This window comes from Amycolatopsis stemonae, from assembly GCF_054781455.1.
In genome coordinates this window covers 298,670-318,343 of the sequence record NZ_BAAGUJ010000001.1, presented here as the reverse complement: position 1 = coordinate 318,343, position 19,674 = coordinate 298,670, and the positions used below count along the sequence as shown (strand labels likewise).

18 protein-coding genes are annotated in these 19,674 nt (G+C 72.1%); 15 read left to right on the top strand and 3 right to left on the bottom strand.

Annotated features, from left to right (window positions below):
• Positions 1 to 11: 11 nt before the first annotated feature.
• From ACYVLJ_RS01650 to ACYVLJ_RS01625, 6 genes are all read left to right on the top strand, one after another.
• The gene (locus tag ACYVLJ_RS01650; protein ID WP_072476464.1) at positions 12 to 365 is read left to right on the top strand and encodes a DUF3499 domain-containing protein; all 354 of its coding nucleotides are present in this window, start codon (positions 12 to 14) and stop codon (positions 363 to 365) included.
• 80 nt (positions 366 to 445) lie between these two features.
• Positions 446 to 1,801 (top strand): phosphomannomutase/phosphoglucomutase, encoded by a 1,356-nt coding sequence (locus ACYVLJ_RS01645; protein WP_451968083.1) that lies wholly within the window; start codon positions 446 to 448, stop codon positions 1,799 to 1,801.
• Between the two features lie 84 nt (positions 1,802 to 1,885).
• Entirely contained in the window at positions 1,886 to 2,107 is a 222-nt protein-coding gene (locus tag ACYVLJ_RS01640; protein ID WP_451968081.1) for a Trm112 family protein, read from the top strand.
• On the top strand, positions 2,091 to 3,185 hold the full coding sequence (locus ACYVLJ_RS01635; RefSeq protein ID WP_451968079.1) for a hypothetical protein: 1,095 nt from the start codon (positions 2,091 to 2,093) through the stop codon (positions 3,183 to 3,185). The genes ACYVLJ_RS01640 and ACYVLJ_RS01635 overlap by 17 nt, the downstream gene beginning before the upstream one ends.
• A gap of 55 nt (positions 3,186 to 3,240) precedes the next feature.
• Positions 3,241 to 4,470: a mannose-6-phosphate isomerase, class I gene (manA, locus tag ACYVLJ_RS01630; protein WP_451969807.1), complete on the top strand. Its 1,230-nt coding sequence runs from the start codon at positions 3,241 to 3,243 to the stop codon at positions 4,468 to 4,470.
• Positions 4,471 to 4,574: 104 nt separating this feature from the next.
• Positions 4,575 to 5,129 (top strand): hypothetical protein, encoded by a 555-nt coding sequence (locus tag ACYVLJ_RS01625; protein WP_460437510.1) that lies wholly within the window; start codon positions 4,575 to 4,577, stop codon positions 5,127 to 5,129.
• A gap of 104 nt (positions 5,130 to 5,233) precedes the next feature.
• Here the strand turns inward: ACYVLJ_RS01625 and ACYVLJ_RS01620 are convergent, their stop codons facing one another.
• Positions 5,234 to 8,155, bottom strand: a complete 2,922-nt coding sequence (locus ACYVLJ_RS01620) for an AfsR/SARP family transcriptional regulator (protein ID WP_460437509.1) — start codon at positions 8,153 to 8,155, stop codon at positions 5,234 to 5,236.
• Between the two features lie 203 nt (positions 8,156 to 8,358).
• On the opposite strand from ACYVLJ_RS01620, the gene ACYVLJ_RS01615 reads away from it, so the two are divergent.
• The 3 genes from ACYVLJ_RS01615 to ACYVLJ_RS01605 all read left to right on the top strand — a co-directional run bounded on the left by ACYVLJ_RS01615 (position 8,359) and on the right by ACYVLJ_RS01605 (position 11,846).
• The gene (locus tag ACYVLJ_RS01615; RefSeq protein ID WP_451968073.1) at positions 8,359 to 9,276 is read left to right on the top strand and encodes a cation diffusion facilitator family transporter; all 918 of its coding nucleotides are present in this window, start codon (positions 8,359 to 8,361) and stop codon (positions 9,274 to 9,276) included.
• A 99-nt stretch (positions 9,277 to 9,375) separates the two neighbouring features.
• Positions 9,376 to 10,902, top strand: a complete 1,527-nt coding sequence (locus ACYVLJ_RS01610; protein ID WP_460437508.1) for an amino acid permease — start codon at positions 9,376 to 9,378, stop codon at positions 10,900 to 10,902.
• 251 nt (positions 10,903 to 11,153) lie between these two features.
• Entirely contained in the window at positions 11,154 to 11,846 is a 693-nt protein-coding gene (locus ACYVLJ_RS01605) for an LPXTG cell wall anchor domain-containing protein (RefSeq protein WP_460437507.1), read from the top strand.
• 50 nt (positions 11,847 to 11,896) lie between these two features.
• Here the strand turns inward: ACYVLJ_RS01605 and ACYVLJ_RS01600 are convergent, their stop codons facing one another.
• A complete protein-coding gene (locus ACYVLJ_RS01600) occupies positions 11,897 to 14,155 on the bottom strand; it encodes a hypothetical protein (RefSeq protein ID WP_460437995.1) in 2,259 nt (752 codons plus the stop codon).
• 92 nt (positions 14,156 to 14,247) lie between these two features.
• Between ACYVLJ_RS01600 and ahcY the strand changes: the two genes are divergently transcribed.
• The 4 genes from ahcY to ACYVLJ_RS01580 all read left to right on the top strand — a co-directional run bounded on the left by ahcY (position 14,248) and on the right by ACYVLJ_RS01580 (position 16,898).
• Entirely contained in the window at positions 14,248 to 15,720 is a 1,473-nt protein-coding gene (gene ahcY, locus ACYVLJ_RS01595; RefSeq protein WP_451968067.1) for an adenosylhomocysteinase, read from the top strand.
• Between the two features lie 109 nt (positions 15,721 to 15,829).
• Positions 15,830 to 16,117 (top strand): FitA-like ribbon-helix-helix domain-containing protein, encoded by a 288-nt coding sequence (locus tag ACYVLJ_RS01590; RefSeq protein ID WP_451968065.1) that lies wholly within the window; start codon positions 15,830 to 15,832, stop codon positions 16,115 to 16,117.
• On the top strand, positions 16,111 to 16,560 hold the full coding sequence (locus tag ACYVLJ_RS01585; protein ID WP_451968063.1) for a type II toxin-antitoxin system VapC family toxin: 450 nt from the start codon (positions 16,111 to 16,113) through the stop codon (positions 16,558 to 16,560). The genes ACYVLJ_RS01590 and ACYVLJ_RS01585 overlap by 7 nt, the downstream gene beginning before the upstream one ends.
• On the top strand, positions 16,557 to 16,898 hold the full coding sequence (locus ACYVLJ_RS01580; RefSeq protein WP_460437506.1) for a VOC family protein: 342 nt from the start codon (positions 16,557 to 16,559) through the stop codon (positions 16,896 to 16,898). The genes ACYVLJ_RS01585 and ACYVLJ_RS01580 overlap by 4 nt, the downstream gene beginning before the upstream one ends.
• Positions 16,899 to 17,030: 132 nt before the next feature.
• Here ACYVLJ_RS01580 and ACYVLJ_RS01575 read toward each other — a convergent pair whose 3' ends face one another.
• Positions 17,031 to 18,029, bottom strand: a complete 999-nt coding sequence (locus ACYVLJ_RS01575; protein ID WP_003085563.1) for a hypothetical protein — start codon at positions 18,027 to 18,029, stop codon at positions 17,031 to 17,033.
• A gap of 247 nt (positions 18,030 to 18,276) precedes the next feature.
• Between ACYVLJ_RS01575 and ACYVLJ_RS01570 the strand changes: the two genes are divergently transcribed.
• Positions 18,277 to 18,852: a papain-like cysteine protease family protein gene (locus tag ACYVLJ_RS01570; RefSeq protein WP_451968059.1), complete on the top strand. Its 576-nt coding sequence runs from the start codon at positions 18,277 to 18,279 to the stop codon at positions 18,850 to 18,852.
• A complete protein-coding gene (locus ACYVLJ_RS01565; protein ID WP_460437505.1) occupies positions 18,849 to 19,607 on the top strand; it encodes a hypothetical protein in 759 nt (252 codons plus the stop codon). The genes ACYVLJ_RS01570 and ACYVLJ_RS01565 overlap by 4 nt, the downstream gene beginning before the upstream one ends.
• Positions 19,608 to 19,674 lie beyond the last annotated feature (67 nt).

Here is a 19,674-nt window from a genome sequence, read left to right as displayed (position 1 = left end):
CGTTTCGGATCGTGCGGAGCGTACGGAAGTGTTCGCGTACCGGCTGTCTCGAGCCGGCTGTGGCCACGCTGACGTATGCCTACAGCGACTCCACCGCCGTCGTCGGCCCGCTGGCCACCGCCTCCGAGCCGCACTCGTACGACCTCTGCGAAGCCCACGCGCTGCGGCTGACCGTCCCCAAGGGCTGGGAAGTCGTCCGGCACGAAGGCGCCTTCGCCGCGCCGGACCCGTCGGCCGACGAGCTGACGGCGCTGGCCGAGGCCGTGCGCGAGGCCGGCCGCTCCGACAAACCGGCCCCCGCGCCCGAGCCGGACGGCCCTTCCGGGCGCCGCGGCCACCTGCGGGTCCTGCCGGGCCGCGCCTGAGCGCGTAACCCACCTCCGGCGCCGGTAGGCTTTCCGCGCGGCGCAGCGGGCGCCGGGACGACTATTCGCGGGGAGACGGCGTGCCAGACCTTTCGGGCATCGTGAAGGCCTACGACATTCGCGGCGTGGTCGGCGAACAGCTCGACGCGGCGCTCGTCCGTGACTTCGGTGCCGCGTTCGCCCTGCTCATCAAGCCGGAGGCGCCGTCGGTGGTGATCGGCCACGACATGCGCGACTCGTCGCCGCAGCTGTCGGCCGCGTTCGCCGAGGGCGTGACCTCGCAGGGCCTCGACGTCGTGAGCATCGGGCTGGCCAGCACCGACCAGCTGTACTTCGCCTCGGGCTCGCTGAACCTGCCGGGCGCGATGTTCACCGCGAGCCACAACCCGGCCAAGTACAACGGCATCAAGCTGTGCCGCGCGGGCGCGTCCCCGGTCGGCCAGGACACCGGGCTCGCCGAGATCCGTGACACCGTCGAGCAGGGCGTGCCCGGCTTCGAGGGCCAGCGCGGCACCGTGTCCGAGCGGGACGTCCTCGCCGACTACGCCGCCTACCTGCGCAACCTCGTCGACCTGTCCGGCAGCCGGCCGCTGAAGGTCGTCGTCGACGCCGGCAACGGCATGGGCGGGCACACCGTCCCGACGGTCTTCGCCGGGCTGCCGATCGAGGTCGTCCCGATGTACTTCGAGCTCGACGGCACCTTCCCGAACCACGAGGCCAACCCGCTGGACCCGAAGAACATCGTCGACCTGCAGGCGAAGGTGCGCGAGGTCGGCGCCGACGCCGGGATCGCGTTCGACGGCGACGCCGACCGCTGCTTCATCGTCGACGAGCGCGGCGAGCCGGTTTCGCCGAGCGCGATCACCGCGCTGGTCGCCGTGCGCGAGCTGGCCAAGGACCCGGGCGGCACGATCATCCACAACCTGATCACGTCCAAGGGCGTCCCGGAGATCGTCGCCGAGCACGGCGGCAAGCCGGTCCGCACCCGCGTCGGGCACTCGTTCATCAAGGCCGAGATGGCCAAGACCGGCGCCATCTTCGGCGGCGAGCACTCGGCGCACTACTACTTCCGCGACTTCTGGCGCGCCGACACCGGCATGCTGGCGGCCATGCACGTCCTCGCCGCGCTCGGCGAGCAGAGCGGCCCGCTGTCCGAGCTGACCAGCGCGTACTCGCGCTACGCGGCCTCGGGGGAGATCAACTCCACGGTCGACGACCAGGTCGCGAAGATGATGGCCGTCAAGGACACCTTCGGCACCCGCCCGGGCGTCGAGATCGACGAGATGGACGGCCTGACCGTGCAGCTGCCGGGCGGCGCCTGGTTCAACCTCCGCCCGTCGAACACCGAACCGCTGCTCCGGCTGAACGTCGAGGCCGCGAACGCCGAGGCGGTGCAGGGGCTGGTGGACGAAGTACTCGCGATCATCCGCAACTGACCGTCCGCCGATGGAGGGCGACCGGGCCGAACTGTGTCCCGAAGGTGCCCTTCATCACACCTCATCGCGTGGTATGGAGGAACCATGGCCATCACGCTCGACGCCCAGCTCCTCGAGATCCTGGCGTGCCCGTCGCCCGATCACGCCCCCCTGCGTCCCGGGGCGCCGGACGACCCGGAGGCCGACGCACTGACGTGCACCGAATGCGGCCGCGTGTACCCGGTCCGTGACGGGATCCCGGTGCTGCTCCTCGACGAGGCGACCCTTCCCGGCGACACCGGAAACTCCGATGCCGACAGTGCTTGACGACTCGCTGCTCGACGACCCCGCGCGGCTGGCCGAGGCCGACAGCGCGGGGCTGCTCCGGGCCGCCGCGATGGCCGGGGCCCAGGTGCGCGCGACCGCCGAGACCGCCGCCGAGCTGGACCTGGCCGAACGGCTCGACATGGGCCGGCCGCGCGCCGTCGTGCTGATCGACCGGCCGGGCGTGAGCCGGACGCTGACGCGGCTGCTCGCCGCCCTGCTGACGCCGTCGTGCCCGGTGCCGGTCGTGATCGCCGAGGTCGTGCCGAGCTGGATCGGCGCGCTCGACGTCGTGTTCGCGCACACCGACGACCCGGGCGACCGCGAGCTCGCCGCGTCGCTGGAACGCGCCGCGCGCTACGGCGCGTCGGTGGTGCTCTCCGCGCCGGCGGAAGGCCCGGTGGCGGCCGCCGTGGCGGGCAAGGGCGTGCTGCTGGCCCCGCGGATCCCGGTGCCGCCGGAGCTGGCGTTCCCGCGCGGCCTGGCCGCCGGGCTGCTCACCGCGAACGCGCTGGGCCTGCTGATCTCCGACGTCCAGGTGCTGGCCGACCAGCTCGACCTGGAAGCCGAAAAGGACTACCTGGCCCGGGAGTCGTTCGCGAACCCGGCCAAGGCGCTCGCGCTGCGCGTCGCCGACCGCGTCCCGCTGCTGTGGGGGCTGGACCCGGTCGCGGTCGCCGTGGGCGAACACGCTGCGCACGCGTTCGCGGCCCACGCGGCCACGGTGTGCGACGTCGAGGACTATCGTCAGGCGCTGGCGCGTCCCGCATTGCGGCGGGCAGCGCAGTCGAGTGGCGCGGAGCGTGACATCTTCGCTGATCCGGACGATCCATCAGGTGACATCCCGACCCGGGTGCTGTTGCTCTCGGTTCGGACCGGTCCGGCCACGGACGCGGCGCGCTACCAGGCCGAGGACCTGCTCCCCGGTGCGGACGTCATCGCACCGGCCGAGGAGATCGAGGCCGACGAGATCGTGCGGGCCGCCGTGCTGGCACTGCGGTTCGAACTGGCGGCGGTCTACCTCGGGCTCGCCGCGGGCAGCATCGGCGGCGCGGGCCGGTTCGCGCCCGCGACGGCTTGAGAGCTGCCGAGCGCCGGCCACGGCCGGCGCCCGAAGGAGTGGAGTTGAGGTGACAGTGGAGCTGCTGCGCAACGCGGTGCGGCCCTACGCCTGGGGATCGCGGACGGCGATCCCGGAGCTGCTGGGCCGTCCGGTACCCGCGCCGCACCCCGAGGCCGAGCTGTGGATGGGCGCCCACCCGGGTGACCCGTCGCACGTCATCGGCCCCGACGGGACCGAACGGAGCCTGCTGGAGCTGGTCGACGCCGACCCGGTGAGGCAGCTGGGCGAGCGGTGCGCGACGCGCTGGGGCGGGCGGCTGCCGTTCCTGCTGAAGATCCTCGCCGCGGAAGAGCCGCTGTCGATGCAGGCGCACCCGTCGGCGGCGCAGGCCGCGGAAGGGCACGCCCGCGAGGAGCAGCTGGGCATCCCGCGCGACGCGCCGAACCGCAACTACCCGGACCCGACGGCGAAGCCGGAGCTGGTCTGCGCGCTGACGGAGTTCCACGCGCTGGCCGGGTTCCGCGCGCCGGACCGCACGGTGAAGCTGCTGAAGGCGATCGAGACGCCGGGGCTGGCGAAGTACACCGGCCTGCTCGAGGCCCAGCCGGACCCGTCCGGGCTGCGGGCGCTGTTCACGACGTGGATCACGCTGCCGCAGTCGGCGCTGGACTCGCTGCTGCCGGAGGTGCTCGACGCGTGCGTCCGGCACGTGAAGGAGCACGGCGAGTTCGCCGTCGAGTGCCGGACGATCCTGGAGCTGGGCGAGGGGCACCCGCGTGACGCGGGCGTGCTGGCGGCGTTGCTGCTGAACCGGCTGACGCTGCGCGCGGGCGAGGCGATCTACCTGCCGGCCGGCAACCTGCACCTGTACCTGCACGGCACGGCCGTGGAGATCCTGGCGAACTCGGACAACATCCTGCGCTGCGGCCTGACGCCGAAGCACGTGGACGTCCCGGAGCTGCTGCGCGTGGTCGACTTCGCGTGCGGCGAGATGCCGGTCCAGTGCGGGGACGCGGGCGACCGGATGGCGGTGTACCGCACGGACGCGCCGGAGTTCGAGCTGTCGCGCGTGGAGTGGGCCGCCGGGGAGGACGACGAGATCGCGGTCGACAGCGTCGGCCCGCAGATCCTGCTGTGCACGGCCGGCGACCTGCTGGTGACGGCCGACGACGGCGAGAAGGTCGAGCTGCGGCGGGGCCAGTCGGTGTGGCTGCCGGCGGCGGACCCGCCGGTGCGCGTGCGCCCGTTGGACGGCGCGCGGTCGCAGCTGTTCCGCGCCACCGCGGGAACCTGCGAGGACTGACTTCCGCGCGTTCTGTGTGCGTTCCGTGTGGTGCTCTTCTCCACTATCGCTCGCAGGGGTGGTTGTTACGCCCCTTCGCGTCGATTTCCGAGGAGAACGAGCCGGTGACTTCCCATCCCCATGCCGCGACCGGGCTGCCCCAGCCCGCCCCGGTCGCGGCGGCCCCGTCTCGGCCCGGCGCGCTGCCGGCGCTGGTGGCGGTGGCCGTGGTGTCGGCGCTGGCCGCGATCGTCGACGGGGTGCTGCTCATCGCCGGCGGGCGGGACATGGCCCTGGACGTCGCGGCGCGGACGATCGCGTCGATCACCGGCGCGTCCGCGGACTCGGTGAAGGCCGACGGCGGCGCGTTGTTCGAGGCGGCCCTGGACGAGGTGCGGAGCATGCTGCAGGTGCGCGGGGGCGTCGCGGTGTTCTTCGGCGTGGTGCTCCTGGTGTGGGGCCTGCTCGCACTGCGGGGAGCGGTGTGGGTGCGCGTGCTGCTGACGTTGGCGGCGCTGGCCAACGCGGGCGTCGCCCTGCGCCTGGCCACCGACGTCGAGGGCGGGACGGCGGCGGTCCGCGGGACGGCCTGGCTCGCGCTGACGACCGGCCTGGTGGCCGTCGTACTGGCGTGGCTGCCGGCGATCAACCGGTACGCCAAGGCCCGCAAGGGCCACTAGCCCCCTGGGGGTGACGCCGGGCGTGCGTCCGGCGTCCGTGGGCTGGGGTGGTGCCGCGAGGGGGCGGCACCACCCCGTTTCCGGTGCCGGGACCGGCCGTGGGGTCAGGTCGGCTCGGTCAGGGCCAGCAAGGCGCGCCGCAGAGCGGCCGCGCTCGCGTCGCGGGGCTCCGCCAGGTTCGCCGCCTCGGCCGCCGCCTCCGCCGCCGCGTCCTCGTCTCCCGTGGCTTCGCAGGCCCGTGCCAAGACCAGCCAGGTGAGGCCCGTCGCGGGCTTGCCGCCCATGACGCGGAACTCGTCCAGGCACGCGCGCAGCACCGGGATCGCCTGCGCCGCACGGCCTTCGCCGATCCAGCTCGCCGCGATCGCGCGCGTGCACGACAGCTCCCGGGGACGCTCGTCCAGGTCGCGGGCGAGGTCGCGGGCCTCCTCGAACGCCGCCGTCGCGCGGTGGCGGGCACCGGTCGCCGCCGAGATCGCGCCCAGCGTGCGCAACGACTTCGCCAGCGCCGAACGGGCCACCGTCGTGCGCAGGAGATCCACCGACTCCTCGATCGCCGTCGCCGCCGCCGCGTCTTCGCCCGTCAGCAGCGACGACCAAGCGAACCCGTGCAGTGCCGAGCCGATCTGCCGCGCGTCGCCGGTTTCCCGGGCCGACGCCAGGGCCAGCCGGTCGACCTCACGAGCCTCGCCCACCCGGCCGAGGCGCAGCAGCGCGGCCGATTCCGCCGCCCGGACCAGGAGCGCCTCCTCCTGACCGTCCACAGTGCACAGTCCGCGGGCGGTCGACAGGGCCTCCTCGGCGCGGCCCAGCCCGATCAGGCAGTGCGCCAGGTTCGCCGAAACCCACGCGTGCGTGCGACGGTCACCGTGGGCCTCGAGCTCCTTCGCACATTCGCGGTACGCCGACGCCGCCTCCTCGTAGTGCCCGCGCGCGTGCCGCAGCAGCGCCAGGTTCGCCTCGGCGAGCACCGCCGAGTGCCGGTCGTCCGTCGCGGCCAGCACCGTCTCGTAGGCCGCGCGCATGTCGGCGTAGTGGCCGTGCAAGTACAGGTACACGCTCAGCTTGTCCAGCAGCAGCAACGCTTCCCGCGCGCCCAGCGACCCGATGAGCAGCACGAGGTTCGCGCGTTCGGCGGCGAACCACGCCTCCGGACGCTCGAGCAGCCGCGCCACCAGCCCGTCCGGCAACGGCTGCGCGAACGGCTCGTGCGCCACGGCCGGCATCGGCACCGTGCGCGGCAGGCGCGCCGCGGCGGCGTCGGCGAGGGCGAGCGTCGCGGCCAGGACCGTCGAAGCACCGCCCGTCTCCAGCGGGCCTTCCGCGGCGTACAGCCGGACGAGGTCGTGCATCCGGTAGCGGCCTTCGCCGGTCGGGTCGGGCCCGCGCGCCTCCAGCAGGCTCGCCTCGACGAGCTCCTCGACCGCCTCGTCAGCGTCCGGCGTGCCGATGAGCGTCGTGACGGCCCACGCGGGCAGGTCGGCGAGGTGACACCGCCCGAGCAGCCCGAACGCCCGCCGCGCCGGCGGCCGCAGGCCCTCGTAGCTCAGCGCGATGCTGCTGCGGACGGCGAGGTCGCTGACGGTCAGCTCGTCGAGACGGCGGACCTCGTCCTCGAGGCGGTCGGCCAGTTCGCCGAGCCGCAGGTGCGGCCGGATGGCCAGCCGGCTGCCCGCGATCCGCAGGGCGAGCGGCAGCCGCGCGCACGCGGCGATGATCCGGCCGGCGTCGGCGCGCTCACGCTCGACGCGCGCGCCGGCGAGCCGGTTCAGCAGCTCGGCGGCTTCGCCTTCCGACAGCGGCCCGAGGGGCAGCCGGTGCGCGCCGGCCAGGCCGCTCAGCCGCCGCCGGCTCGTCACGAGCACCGCGCAGCCCGGCGTGCCCGGCAGCAGCGTGCGCACGTGCTCCGGGTCGACGGCGTCGTCGAGCACCACCAGGACCCGGCGGTCGGTGAGCCGGCCGCGGAACACGGCCGCGCGGGCCCGGCCGTCGTCCGGCACCGCGGGGCCGGGCACGCCCAGTGCGCGCAGCAGGTCGGCCAGGACGTCGCCGATGTCGCGGCCCGCCAGCGGCACGTACAGCTGGCCGTCCGGGAAGCGCGCCCGCAGCCGGTGCGCGGCCCGCACGGCCAGGGTGCTCTTGCCCGCCCCCGGTTCGCCGCTGAGCACCACGACCGGGACGCCGTCGCCGCGGCCGAGCACGCCGGTCAGCTCGGCCAGCTCGGCTTCGCGGCCGGTGAAGTCCGCGACGTCCGGGGGCAGCTGGCAGACCGGCCACACCGGTGGCGGCAGCCGCGGCACCGGGTCTTCGCCGCGCAGGACGGCCGCGTGCACCCGCCGGGCCTCCGCGCCGGGCTCGACGCCGAGCTCGTCGACCAGCGTGGTGCGCAGCCGCCGGTAGACCTCCAGCGCGTCGCCCTGCCGCCCGGCGCGGTGCAACGCGATCATCAGCTGGGCGGCGAGGCGTTCCCGCAGCGGGTGCTCGGTGATCATGGCCTGCAGCTCGCCGGTCAGCTCCCCGTGCCGCCCGGCCGTGAGCTCGGCGTCGACGCAGTCCTCGAACACGGCGAGCCGCTCGGACTCCAGGCGCGCGACGTCGGCGTCGAGCCGCGGCACGTGCAGCCCGGCCAGCACGGGACCCCGCCACTGCGCGAGCGCCCGCCGGTAGTGCCCCGCCGCGGCGAGCGCGTCCCCGGCGCGCTGCCCCTCGGCGACGGCCGACCGGAAGACGAGCAGGTCGAGCTCGTCGGTCTCGACGCGGAGCCGGTAGCCGAGCGGCCCGTGCTCGACGCGCAGGCCGTCGATCCGGTCGCGCAGCCGCGAGAGGTAGGTGTGCAGGTTCGAGGCGTAGGACTTCGGCGGCCGCTCCGGCCACAGCGCCTCGACCAGCACGTCGACGTGGACGTGCTGGTTGGCGTTGAGCAGCAGCACGGCCAGCAGGGTGCGCTGCCGGTCGCCGCGCAGGACCGGCCACTGCCCCGGCGGGCTTTCGATCGCAAGCGGACCGAGGACGGCGAAGGACGCCACCGAGTCACCTTCCCCAGGCTGGTGAGCAGGGAGAGTCACGTTAGCGGAGGGGTACGACAGAATCCGGCGGTTCGTGACGACCCGACGCGGCCACCTCGGGTGTGAGCTGATCGTCCCCGCGGTATCCCCGGGCGGTGGCGCCCCGGCCCGGCCGTCCCCATTAGGCTCCACCCGGACATACAGGACCAACCAGGGGAGCGGTCGTGTCAGCTGGAGGCGGAACCAAGGCGATCATCGCGGCGCTCGGGGCGAACGCCGGGATCGCGGCCGCGAAGTTCGTCGGCTTCCTCGTCACCGGGTCGTCGTCGATGTTGGCCGAGTCCGTGCACTCGCTCGCCGACACCACGAACCAGGGGCTGCTCCTGCTCGGCCAGAAGACGTCGAAGCGCGAGGCGGACAAGGAGCACCCCTTCGGCTACGGCCGCGACCGGTACTTCTACTCCTTCATCGTCGCGCTGATGCTCTTCACCCTCGGCGCCGCCTTCGCGATCTACGAAGGCATCCACAAGATCGGCCACCCCGAGCCGCTGGATTCGCCGATCGTCGCGGTGATCATCCTGCTCGTGGCGGTCGGCTTGGAGGGCTACAGCTTCTACACCGCCATCGGCGAGTCGCGGAAGATCAAGGGCGACGCGACCTGGTGGGGTTTCATCCGCCAGGCCAAGGAACCCGAGCTCCCGGTCGTCCTCCTGGAGGACGCGGGTGCGCTGCTCGGCCTCGTCTTCGCGCTGCTGGGCGTCGGCCTTTCGGTTCTCACCGGCGACCCGGTCTGGGACGGCGTCGGCACGCTCGCGATCGGCCTGCTGCTCGGCGTCATCGCGGTCATCCTGATCATCGAGATGAAGAGCCTGCTCATCGGCGAGGGCGCGACCGAGCCGGTGCTCGCGACGATCGTCGACGAGCTCGCCGCGGGCAAGGTCGAGCGCGTCATCCACATCCGCACCCAGTACCTGGGCCCGGACGAGCTGCTCGTCGCCGCGAAGCTGGCGATGGTGCCGGGGCTCGACACGGCCGAGGTGGCCACCGCGATCGACGACGCCGAGGCGCGCGTGCGCGCCAAGGTGCCGGTCGCGAAGCTGATCTACCTCGAGCCCGACCTGGACCGCAGCCTCGCGAAGTAGGTCCAAGATCCACTTCCGGGCGTTCGGCGAGCCGTCACGGACTTGACCCGATAGGGTGACCTACCGCGATACATGCAGGCCAGCGGCAGGAGGTCAACGGTGCCCGGAACGGGATTGTGGCGCACTAAATCGATCGAACAGTCCATTAAGGACACGGACGAGCCGGACACCAAGCTCAGACGGAACCTGAGCGCGTGGGACCTCACGGTCTTCGGGGTCGCGGTCGTCATCGGCGCCGGTATCTTCACGCTCACGGCGCGCACCGCCGGTGACTACGCCGGCCCGTCGGTCTCGCTGGCCTTCGTGTTCGCCGCGATCGCGTGCGCGCTGGCCGCGTTGTGCTACGCCGAGTTCGCGTCGACCGTCCCGGTCGCGGGCAGCGCGTACACGTTCTCCTACGCCACGTTCGGCGAGTTCATGGCGTGGATCATCGGCTGGGACCTGATCCTGGAGCTCGCCGTCGGCGCGGCCGCGGTGTCCAAGGGCTGGTCGGTCTACCTCGAGACGGTGCTCGGCTACCTCTTCGGCAAGGGCGCCAAGACGACGTTCGACATCGGGAGCGTCACCGTCGACTGGGGTGCCCTGCTCGTCGTGGCGATCCTGACGACGCTGCTGGCCGTCGGCACGAAGCTCTCGTCGCGGGTTTCGATGGTGATCACCGGCATCAAGGTCGCCGTCGTGCTGTTCGTGATCATCCTGGGCCTCTTCTACATCAAGGGCGCGAACTACTCGCCGTACATCCCGCCGGGCTCGACCGGCGGCTCGGGCGAAACCGGCGTCGACCAGTCGCTGTTCTCGCTCATCGCGGGCGGCGCGAGCAGCTCGTTCGGCGTCTTCGGCCTGCTGGCCGGTGCTTCGCTGGTGTTCTTCGCGTTCATCGGGTTCGACATCGTGGCGACCACCGCCGAGGAGACGAAGAACCCGCAGAAGGCCGTGCCGCGCGGCATCATGGGCTCGCTGGCCATCGTCACCGTGCTGTACGTCGCGGTGTCGCTGGTGGTCGTCGGCATGACGTCGTACAAGGACCTCGCGACGAAGGCGGGCGACGGCAGCCACAAGACCCTCGCCACGGCGTTCTCCGCGAACGGCGTCGACTGGGCGGCCAACATCATCTCCTTCGGCGCGCTGGCCGGCCTGACCACCGTGGTGATGGTGCTGATGCTGGGCCAGGTCCGGATCATCTACGCGATGTCGCGCGACGGCCTGATGCCGCGCGGGCTCGCCAAGACGGGCGAGCACGGCACGCCGAAGCGCGCGACGCTCATCGTCGGCGGCCTGGTCGCGCTGGCGGCCGGCTTCTTCCCGGCGGACAAGCTGGAGGAGATGGTCAACGTCGGCACGCTGTTCGCGTTCGTGCTGGTCTCCGCGGGCGTGCTGATCCTGCGCCGGACGCGCCCCGACCTGCCCCGCGCGTTCAAGGTGCCGCTGGTGCCGCTGATCCCGATCCTGGCGATCCTCGCGTGCCTGTGGCTGATGCTGAACCTGACCGTGCTGACCTGGCTGCGGTTCATCGCCTGGATGGTGCTGGGCGTGCTGATCTACTTCGGCTACAGCCGCCGGCATTCACTGCTCGGCAAACGCCAGGCGGACAGGGTCGAGGAGCCGGTCAAGGCACCCGACGCGTAACTCGATCGTGTAGGCCCCGCCGACCAGGTTTTCCCTGGTCGGCGGGGCTTTTTTGGTGGCCTTCACATCGGACGATCTTGCTTTTGGTGCCTAAAAGGGGACCCCGTGTAGCGGGTGACGTGACGTGCGATACCTTTCGATCCTTCGTGTGGCACTGACGGGTGAATTACAGCAGCGTGATTCACACTCTCGGTGGCCTCGCGATCACAGATTTCACCAGTGCTCTTCCCCCGCCGGTACAGGAGTTCTGTATGCGTAGTCGTAGCTTCCGCGGCGCGATCGCAATCGTCGCGCTGACCACCGCCGCCCTGATGGGAACCGCCGGTTCCGCGCTGGCCTGCGTGCCCGGTGACGACCGTGCCGAAGGCACCGTCGGCAACGCCACCAAGTGCGAGGACATCGGCCTCGGCAAGGCCATCGACGTGTCCGACTTCCTCACGGTCACCGGCGGCACGACGAAGGACCAGTTCCTCACCGTCACCGGTGTGGCCAAGGGTGTCACCGTGGCCGCGATCGTGGTCAAGGGCGGCAACGAGTACAACACCTACGTGCCGGGCAAGAAGGGCCTGTCCGCCACCGTGCCGTGGGAGAAGCTGCACGCTCCCATGGTCGGCAAGGACTTCAGGAACGTCCCGACCATCAGCCACTGGTTCGCCTGCGGTGTCAAGAAGGACACCCCGCCGGAGAGCACCGTTCCCACCAAGCCGACGAAGCCGACCGAGACCACGAAGCCCAGTGCTCCGGCCACCTCGGACACCTCGGTCGCGCCGACCAGCACCACGGGTGCCGCGGTCGTTCCGGCCGGCAACGAGTCCGGTACCGGTGGCGGCCTGGCCAACACCGGCTTCGACAACAGCTGGCTGATCTGGGTCGCGGGCCTGCTGCTCGTGGCCGGTGGCGGGCTGCTGGCGCTGCTGAAGTTCCGTCGCAAGGCTTCCGAGTAAGCCGGACCTGAAGTGCCGTGAGGGCCGCATCGAAGGACTCGATGTGGCCCTCACGGCTTTCCGAGGAAGTCCCCGAAGAGCAGGCCCTGCTCACCGCCGGCCGGCTTGCCGAGGCCGGCGGCCATCGCGACGGCGTGGTCCCACTCCGCGTCCACCACGTAGTCCTGGTGCTTGAGCACTCCCGGCGCCCAGCGGTGCCGGCCCGTCGGGCCGCGCAGCGGGTCCGGCAGCCAGTGGTCGCCGCCCAGGATGAGGACGCCGTTCCGGTCCGCCTTCGCCTTCAGCGGCCCCGAGCCGCCTTCGGGCTGGTAGCCGACGCCGTACAGGCAGCGGTCGGAGACCTCGTGCCGCCAGGTCGTCACGCCGCCGCCGAAGATGTCGGTGCCGCGGCACAAGGCACGCCACCGGCCGCCGAGGTCGGCGAAGAGCGTTTCGAGCGCTTCCTGCGGCAGCAACGCCGGGAAGGCGCGCTGGTAGCCCCACTGCAGCGGTGACCCGGCGGTGAGCACGCCGACGCGTTCCAGGTCCTCCTCCGGCAGCTCGGCCGCCAGCCGGGCCGCGGCCATGACCGTGAGCAGGCTGCCGAGGTTGTAGCCGGAGAGCACCACCCGCGTCCCCGGCTCGGCGAGGTGCTCGCGCGCCCGCGCGGCCAGTTCCGGGACGACCTTCAGCGCGTAACACGGCGGCACGGTCGGGTGCGCGGCCCGCGGCCAGAAGCAGACCAGGTCGGCCAATGCCCCGAGGTGACGGCTGCGCTGCGGCGTCCGCGCGGCCGTGTAGACGACGCGCAGCAGGCCCGCGGCCAGCGCGCCGAGCGCGACCACGCCGATCGCCGACAGGGGACCGAACCAGCCGGGCACCGCCCGGAACCCGAAGCGCAGCACCAGCAGCGCCGCGCCGCCCACGGACATCGCGGACGCGACCGCCAGCGCGAGGTGGTGCAGGTGCCGCCGCTCCCACGCCGAACGCGCCCACGCCGCCGCGGCCTGGGCTTCCTGCCGCTCGTCGTGTTCCATCAGCTCGACGATCTCGGGGATGCCCCGCCGCAGCCGCCGGATCGGGACGGCGACCGCGAAGCCCAGCACCGCGAGCACGGCGGCCAGCGCGAGCCCGGCCCCCCACAGGACCGTGACCAGCAGGTACGTGTCGGGCACCCGCAACAGGCCCGCACCGGAGAGCCGCCGGACGGCCTCGGCCAGGCCGGCGCCGAACCCGCCGCCGAGCAGGCCGGCGAGCGCGAGCACCGGAGCGGCGGCCCAGCCGCCCAGCCACGGCCGCAGCCGCCGCGGCTTGTGCTGCCAGCCGGGCCGGGCCAGCAGCGCGGCCGGGAGCAGGAACAGCGCGAACAGCACGGTGACCGCGACCAGGGCGGCGCCGAGCCCCTCGACGACGCCGTTGGTCCCCGGCAGCGGGCCGGTCCCCGGCCGCATCCGGACCGCGGCCACGACGACCAGCAGGCCCGCCAGTCCGATCACGCCCGGGCGGGCCCAGCGCCCGGTGTCGGCGCCGACCGCCGCGGCCGCGATCGTCGCGAGCACCAAGGCCAGCGTCACGATCCAGACGACCAGGTCGAAGACGTTCCCCGGCACGCGGAACGGCCCGCCGAGCATCAGCAGGGCGATCGAGTCCAGCGCCGCGACGGTGTGGAGGCAGCGCAGCGCCGGCGTCTCCGGGTCGGCGCGCATCCGCAGCGGCCCCTCGGACAGGTCGCCGTCGGCGTGCACCGCCCAGGTCGCGCTCGAGATCCGGTGCAGGACGAAGATCACGGCCAGCAGGGGCAGCACGCCGACCGCGATCCGCGCGGGGACCGAGCGCAGGACGTCCGGGACCACCGGCAGGCAGCCCGAAGCGGGCGCGAGGCACTGCGCGGCGAACAGGTCGAGCGCGATCGTCGCGAGCTGGCCCATCAGCAGCATGGTCAGCAGCAGCGCGCCGACGCGCAGCAGGCCGCGGCAGATCCCGCCGAGCACGCGCGGAAGACGGCGGCCCGGCGCCGCCGGCGGCAGCATCCAGAAGGCGACGTTGGCGAGCGAGAACGGGAACAGCAGGGCCCAGGTGGCCTTCGCGGCGCCACCGGAGGTCATCCCGTGCCACAGGTAGCCTTCGAGGGTCCGCGGGATCGACCGGCCCAGCGCCGGCAGCACGGGTCCGGGCGCCGGCCGCCGCAGCCGGTCCGCCGGGCGGATCACGCGACCCAGCCCGTCGCCGGCGACGTCGACGGTCGAGACCGCGTCGAGCAGGGTCTCGCCGCTGGTGCCCACGAGCCCGGCGACGCGGATTTCGACGACGCGGGTGTCCGGGCCGGGCATGGGCACGGTAAGGGTCTCCTAACCGTTCTAGGGAAGGTCGAGCGGACAACGGTAGTGTTCCGGTGTCATCGAGTCTTGGAGGAATCGCCACTATGCCCCCCGAAAGCGTTGCGAAGCGGCACGAGACCCGCAACGGCGTCGAGTTCGCCGTCGCCGACCTCGATGCCGCGGAGTTCGGCCGCAAGGAGATCCGCCTCGCCGAGCACGAGATGCCGGGCCTGATGGCCCTCCGGCGCGAGTACGCGGAGGTCTACCCGCTGCGCGGGGCGCGCGTCTCCGGCTCGCTGCACATGACCGTGCAGACGGCCGTCCTGATCGAGACGCTGGTCGCGCTGGGCGCGGAGGTGCGCTGGGCCTCCTGCAACATCTTCTCGACGCAGGACCACGCGGCGGCCGCGGTCGTCGTCGGCCCGCACGGCACGGCCGAGGAGCCCAAGGGCGTCCCGGTCTTCGCCTGGAAGGGCGAGTCGCTCGAGGAGTACTGGTGGTGCACCGAGCGGATGCTCACCTGGGACGGCGAGGGTCCCAACATGATCCTCGACGACGGCGGCGACGCCACGATGCTGGTGCACAAGGGCACCGAGTTCGAGAAGTCCGGCGTCGTGCCGACCCCGGACGAGAACACCTCGGACGAGTTCAAGGTGTTCCTCGAACTGCTGCGCGACTCGGTGGCGGCCGACACCGGCAAGTGGACGAAGATCGGCGAGGGCATCCGCGGCGTCACCGAAGAGACCACGACCGGCGTCCTGCGGCTGTACCAGCTGGCCGCGGCCGGTGAGCTGCTGTTCCCGGCGATCAACGTCAACGACGCGGTGACGAAGTCGAAGTTCGACAACCGCTACGGCATCCGCCACTCCCTGATCGACGGCATCAACCGCGGCACCGACGTCCTGATCGGCGGCAAGGTCGCGGTGGTCTGCGGCTACGGCGACGTCGGCAAGGGCGCGGCGGAGTCCCTGCGCGGCCAGGGCGCGCGCGTGATCGTCACGGAGATCGACCCGATCTGCGCGCTGCAGGCGGCGATGGACGGCTACCAGGTCCGCACCCTGGAGAACGCGCTGCCGGAAGCCGACATCGTCATCACGACGACCGGCAACAAGGACGTCGTGCTGGTCGAGCACATGGCGAAGATGAAGCACCAGGCGATCCTGGGCAACATCGGCCACTTCGACAACGAGCTCGACATGGCGGGGCTCGCCCGCTACCCGGGCATCCGCCGCATCAACATCAAGCCCCAGGTCGACGAGTGGATCTTCCCGAACGGCAACACGATCATCGTGCTGTCCGAGGGCCGCCTGCTGAACCTGGGCAACGCGACCGGGCACCCGTCGTTCGTGATGTCGAACAGCTTCTCCAACCAGGTGATCGCGCAGATCGAGCTGTTCACCAAGCACGAGGAGTACGACAAGGAGGTCTTCCGCCTCCCCAAGAAGCTGGACGAGAAGGTCGCGAAGATCCACCTCGACGCCCTGGGCGGCGAGCTGACGAAGCTGACCAAGGAACAGGCCGAGTACATCGACGTCGACGTCGAAGGGCCGTTCAAGCCGGAGCATTACCGGTACTGAGGTTTTAGCGTTTCCGCAGGTCAGGGCCGCCCCGAAAGTGTTCGGGGCGGCCCTTTGTTGTGCGTATTGAACAGTGATAACACTAATGGGTTAGTGTTATCATGAACCGGTGAAACAATTGATCGCCCGGATCGACGACGAGCTGCACGCTCGGTTGAAGGCGAGAGCCGAAGCCGAGGGGCGCAGCATGAACGACCTGGTCACCGAGGCCCTGCGGGGCGTGGTCGCGAAGACCGAAACCCGCGCGGAGTGGAAACAACGCATGATCGCGGAAGGCAAGGTGGTGCACGTCGAGCCGCCCGCTCGGGTGCCGACCCTCGATGAGATCGAGGAACACGCCCGGGGCTGGGGCACCGCCGTCAGCGAAGCTCTCGACTGGACGCGAGGTGAATGGTGACCGTGCTCTACGCCGACACCAGCGCGCTGGTCACGGCCTACCTCCCGGACGAGCCGGAGCACGCGAGGTTCCGCGAGCTGCTGCTCGACGGCGATGACTTCATCCTGAGCAGTGACTTCACCCGGATCGAGTTCGCCGGTGCGGTGACCGCCGCCAAGCGGACCGGGCGGATCCCGGATGCCTCGATCCTGCTCGCGCACCTTGATGAGTTCGCGTCGCCTGCCGGCGGCTTGATGCTGATCCCGTTCAACCCGAACCGGGTCATCATGGCCGCCCGGCGACTGGTCGTGGAGAACTACCCGGTGCGCACCCTGGACGCGATCCACATCGCGGTGGCGATGCACGACACCGCCGAGCTCACCGGCGGCGAGCCGGTCACCTTCGTCACCCGCGACGAGCGTCAGGCCGATGCCGCGAAGGCCAACGGGTTCGAGGTCCTGTGACCGCCGACCTCTTCGCCGGCATCGCCGTCCGCGACTACCCCGCGGCCCTCGCCTGGTACGAACGCCTCTTCGGCTCCCCGCCGACCTACGTCGTCAGCGATACCGAAGCCCTCTGGCAAGTCGCCTCGCACGGGTCGGTCGTCGTCGAGCTGCGGCCCGAGCGGGCGGGGCAGGCCTTTCACACCCTCTTCGTCGACGACCTCGACGAGCGCGTCGCCGGGATCTCCGCCCGCGGCATCGAGCCCGCCGAGCGGGAAACCTACGGCAACGGCGTGCGCAAGATCATCTACCGCGACCCCGAGGGAAACGAGCTCGGCATCGGCGGCGGACCTGCGTAACCTCGAGCCCGTTCTTGGCTTCACCGGTTTCCCTGTGCGGGACAACGAGCCCTTGCGGACCGCCCGGACTACCCACCGGGCCGTGTGGCGAGCCCTGGCGAAGGCGAAGTCCCGGGCCAAGCGTCGCGGGCGCTAGTTCCACTCGACGGCGACGCCGGCCAGACCCGGGCCGGCGTCGCTGAAGAACGCGCTGCTCACGCCGCCCATGTCGCACGCCAGCTCCTCCGCCACCACCGGCAGGGCGTCGTCGCGGGCCCGGACCTGACGCGTGCAGCGCGCGGGCAGCGCGTTGCGGTCGAAGCGCAGCTGGACCAGGTAGCTCGCGCAGCGGTCGCGCAGCATCCGGTAGTACCCCGGCGACGCCGAACCCGAGTCGTCGCGGACCTCGAAGCAGAACACGTGGATGTCGCCCTCGGCGAGCTTGCGGTCGAACAGCAGCTCCGTCGCCATCGTGTCCGCGTCCGGGTTGCGCCGCATCCGCCCGACGCGGCAGCCCTCGTCGGTGATCAGCTCGACGTCGTCGATGCGGCAGCCCGGGTCGCCGTTGTAGACGGTCAAGTACCGGTCCGGGCCGTGGCGCCGGGCCCGCGTCACCAGCCGCGTGCGCAGGCTCACTTGGCGGTGTTCGGCGTCGAACGTGATCGTGTCGTGGACCGACAGCAGCTCGAGGTCGGCGTTGTAGTGGTTCGACGACGGGTACGCGCCGAGCTCGGCCAGCAGGTCCTCGACGATCGACCCCATGTCGCCGGACCGCAGGTCGTGGAACGACGCCGCCGGCTGGTGGCCGCGGCGGACCAGGCGCGGCCCGATCAGCACCACCAGCGCGTCCGCGGGCAGCTGGAGGACCGATTCCAGGGCCCGGACCGCCGGGAGCGCCTTGGGTACCTCGGGCTGCCGCAGGCCGCGCTGCCAGTAGCTCAGCGTGGACTGTCCGATTTGGACCCCGCGCAGCGCGAGGTGCGCGCGCAGGCGCGCCAACGAGAGGCCGCGGTAGGCGATCGCCAGTCTCAGGGCGTGGTGGAACTCGCCGGTGCGGAGCGCCTCGGTCAGCTCTTTCGGCAACTCGGCGACCGATGCCCGGGTCGTGCGGGCGCCATCGATGATCAGTGGGAGGTTCCCGTCTTGTGCCACCGCTCGTCCCTTCACCCGACCAGTGTGTGCGCTGGGCGTGAACACCGCGGAACGTTCACGTTAGCAGCGTAGAGTGCCCCGGCCGACCCCCGTTCAGGGTGGTTGGCCACGTAATGGTGACTGTTCCGCGTTCCGGCTGTGCCCCGGAACGGTCCGTTCCTCCGGATGGCGTTCTTGCTCCGGGTGACCACGTTGTTCACCGTTGTGACCACCGCTGGTTCGCCCACGTTCGAGCAGGAGGCCGTCCGTGCTGGTGAAGTCGAGCCGGGTTCACGTCGCAGTGGCCGTGAGCCTGCTGTTGTGCCTGGTCGCGCCGGTCACCGCCGGAGCCGCGCCCGGAGTGCCGTCGACCTTCCGGAACCGGATCACGCTGCAGGCCCAGGAGAAGAACCAGTGGTGCTGGGCCGGTTCGGGCGCGACCATCGCGGCCTACCACGGCGCCGCCGTCGGCCAGACGCGGTTCTGCCAGCTCGCCCACGGCGAGTCCGGTCCGGACTGCGCGAACCTGCCCGGCACGCTCGCCGACCCGCAGCGCGCGTTCGCGAAGCTGGGCTTCGCCTCGCCCGGCCGCTACCTCGACCGGCAGATCTCCTTCGCCGACGTCCGGAAGCAGACCTCGGCGAACCGGCCGGTCGAGACGCGGGTCGGGTACCGCTCGGGCGGCGGTCACACGCACGTCCTCTACGGCTACGACACCAGCGGCGACTGGGTGTACTGGGGTGATCCGGGGCCGGCCAAGCGCTACAACTGGTCGACCTACGGGTACTACGCGCAGAACTCGTCTTTCACCTGGACGCACACGCTCACCGGGATCGCCCGATGAGCAGGCGGGCGCTGGTGCTCGCCGTGCTGACCGGCGCGGCGCTGCTGATGACGGCCCCGGTGTCAGGCGCGGCCCAGGCCGCCGGCATCAGCAGCGCCGACGCCGTGGCCGCGCACACCGCGGCCGCGGGGCTCCAGGACGTCCTGGTCCGGTTCTTCGCGCAGGCCCCGGACGCGCGGGGGCCGGTCTCGGTGCAGGTCGACGCGGACGCGTACCCCGTCTACGAGCTCTCGCCGGACTTCGTCGTCGGCAAGCCGGGCGCGTCGCCCGGTGACTTCGCCTACTTCGCCGTGCCCGCCCGGGCCTCGGACGGCCGGACGGCGACGCTCTGGTCGGTCCGCGGGGCCGACGGCGCCTGGCAGGTCGGCAACATCGCCTCGGGCGACATCGAGAGCGGTTACGCGCGCAAGCTGCCCGCGGGCGCCCAGCTGCTCCACGAGCCGCAGGTCGACGCCTGGTACGCGGTCCAGGGCGGCCGCGTGACGCCGCTTTCGGACGGCGCAGCGGTGGTCACCGTCGCCGACTACCAGCGCACCGTCGCGGCGCGCTACGGGGACAAGCTCCCCGGTTCGGACTACGCCCGCAAGGGCGAGGCCGGCGGCTACGACGCGACGTCCCAGGTGATGCCCCGCGGCGACGGCGGCCCGGCGCCGTCCGGCCACGACACCGGCTGGGTGCCGCTGCTGATCCTCGTCGGGGTGCTGGCCGTCAGCGGCGCCGGCTACCTCCTCCACCTGCGGCGGCACGCCGCGTGAGCCGTACCGGCGGGCCCGGTGTCGATCCGCTTCCACCGGGCCCGCCGGTCCACCACATAATTGAGCC

Bases quoted from the DNA above. Each gene is read 5' to 3' on its own strand.
- ACYVLJ_RS01640 (WP_451968081.1), top strand. From the start codon at position 1,886: ATGGCCATCACGCTCGACGCCCAGCTCCTCGAGATCCTGGCGTGCCCG.
- ACYVLJ_RS01635 (WP_451968079.1), top strand. From the start codon at position 2,091: ATGCCGACAGTGCTTGACGACTCGCTGCTCGACGACCCCGCGCGGCTG.
- ACYVLJ_RS01605 (WP_460437507.1), top strand. From the start codon at position 11,154: ATGCGTAGTCGTAGCTTCCGCGGCGCGATCGCAATCGTCGCGCTGACC.
- ACYVLJ_RS01600 (WP_460437995.1), bottom strand. From the start codon at position 14,155: ATGCCCGGCCCGGACACCCGCGTCGTCGAAATCCGCGTCGCCGGGCTC.
- ahcY (WP_451968067.1), top strand. From the start codon at position 14,248: ATGCCCCCCGAAAGCGTTGCGAAGCGGCACGAGACCCGCAACGGCGTC.
- ACYVLJ_RS01585 (WP_451968063.1), top strand. From the start codon at position 16,111: ATGGTGACCGTGCTCTACGCCGACACCAGCGCGCTGGTCACGGCCTAC.
- ACYVLJ_RS01565 (WP_460437505.1), top strand. From the start codon at position 18,849: ATGAGCAGGCGGGCGCTGGTGCTCGCCGTGCTGACCGGCGCGGCGCTG.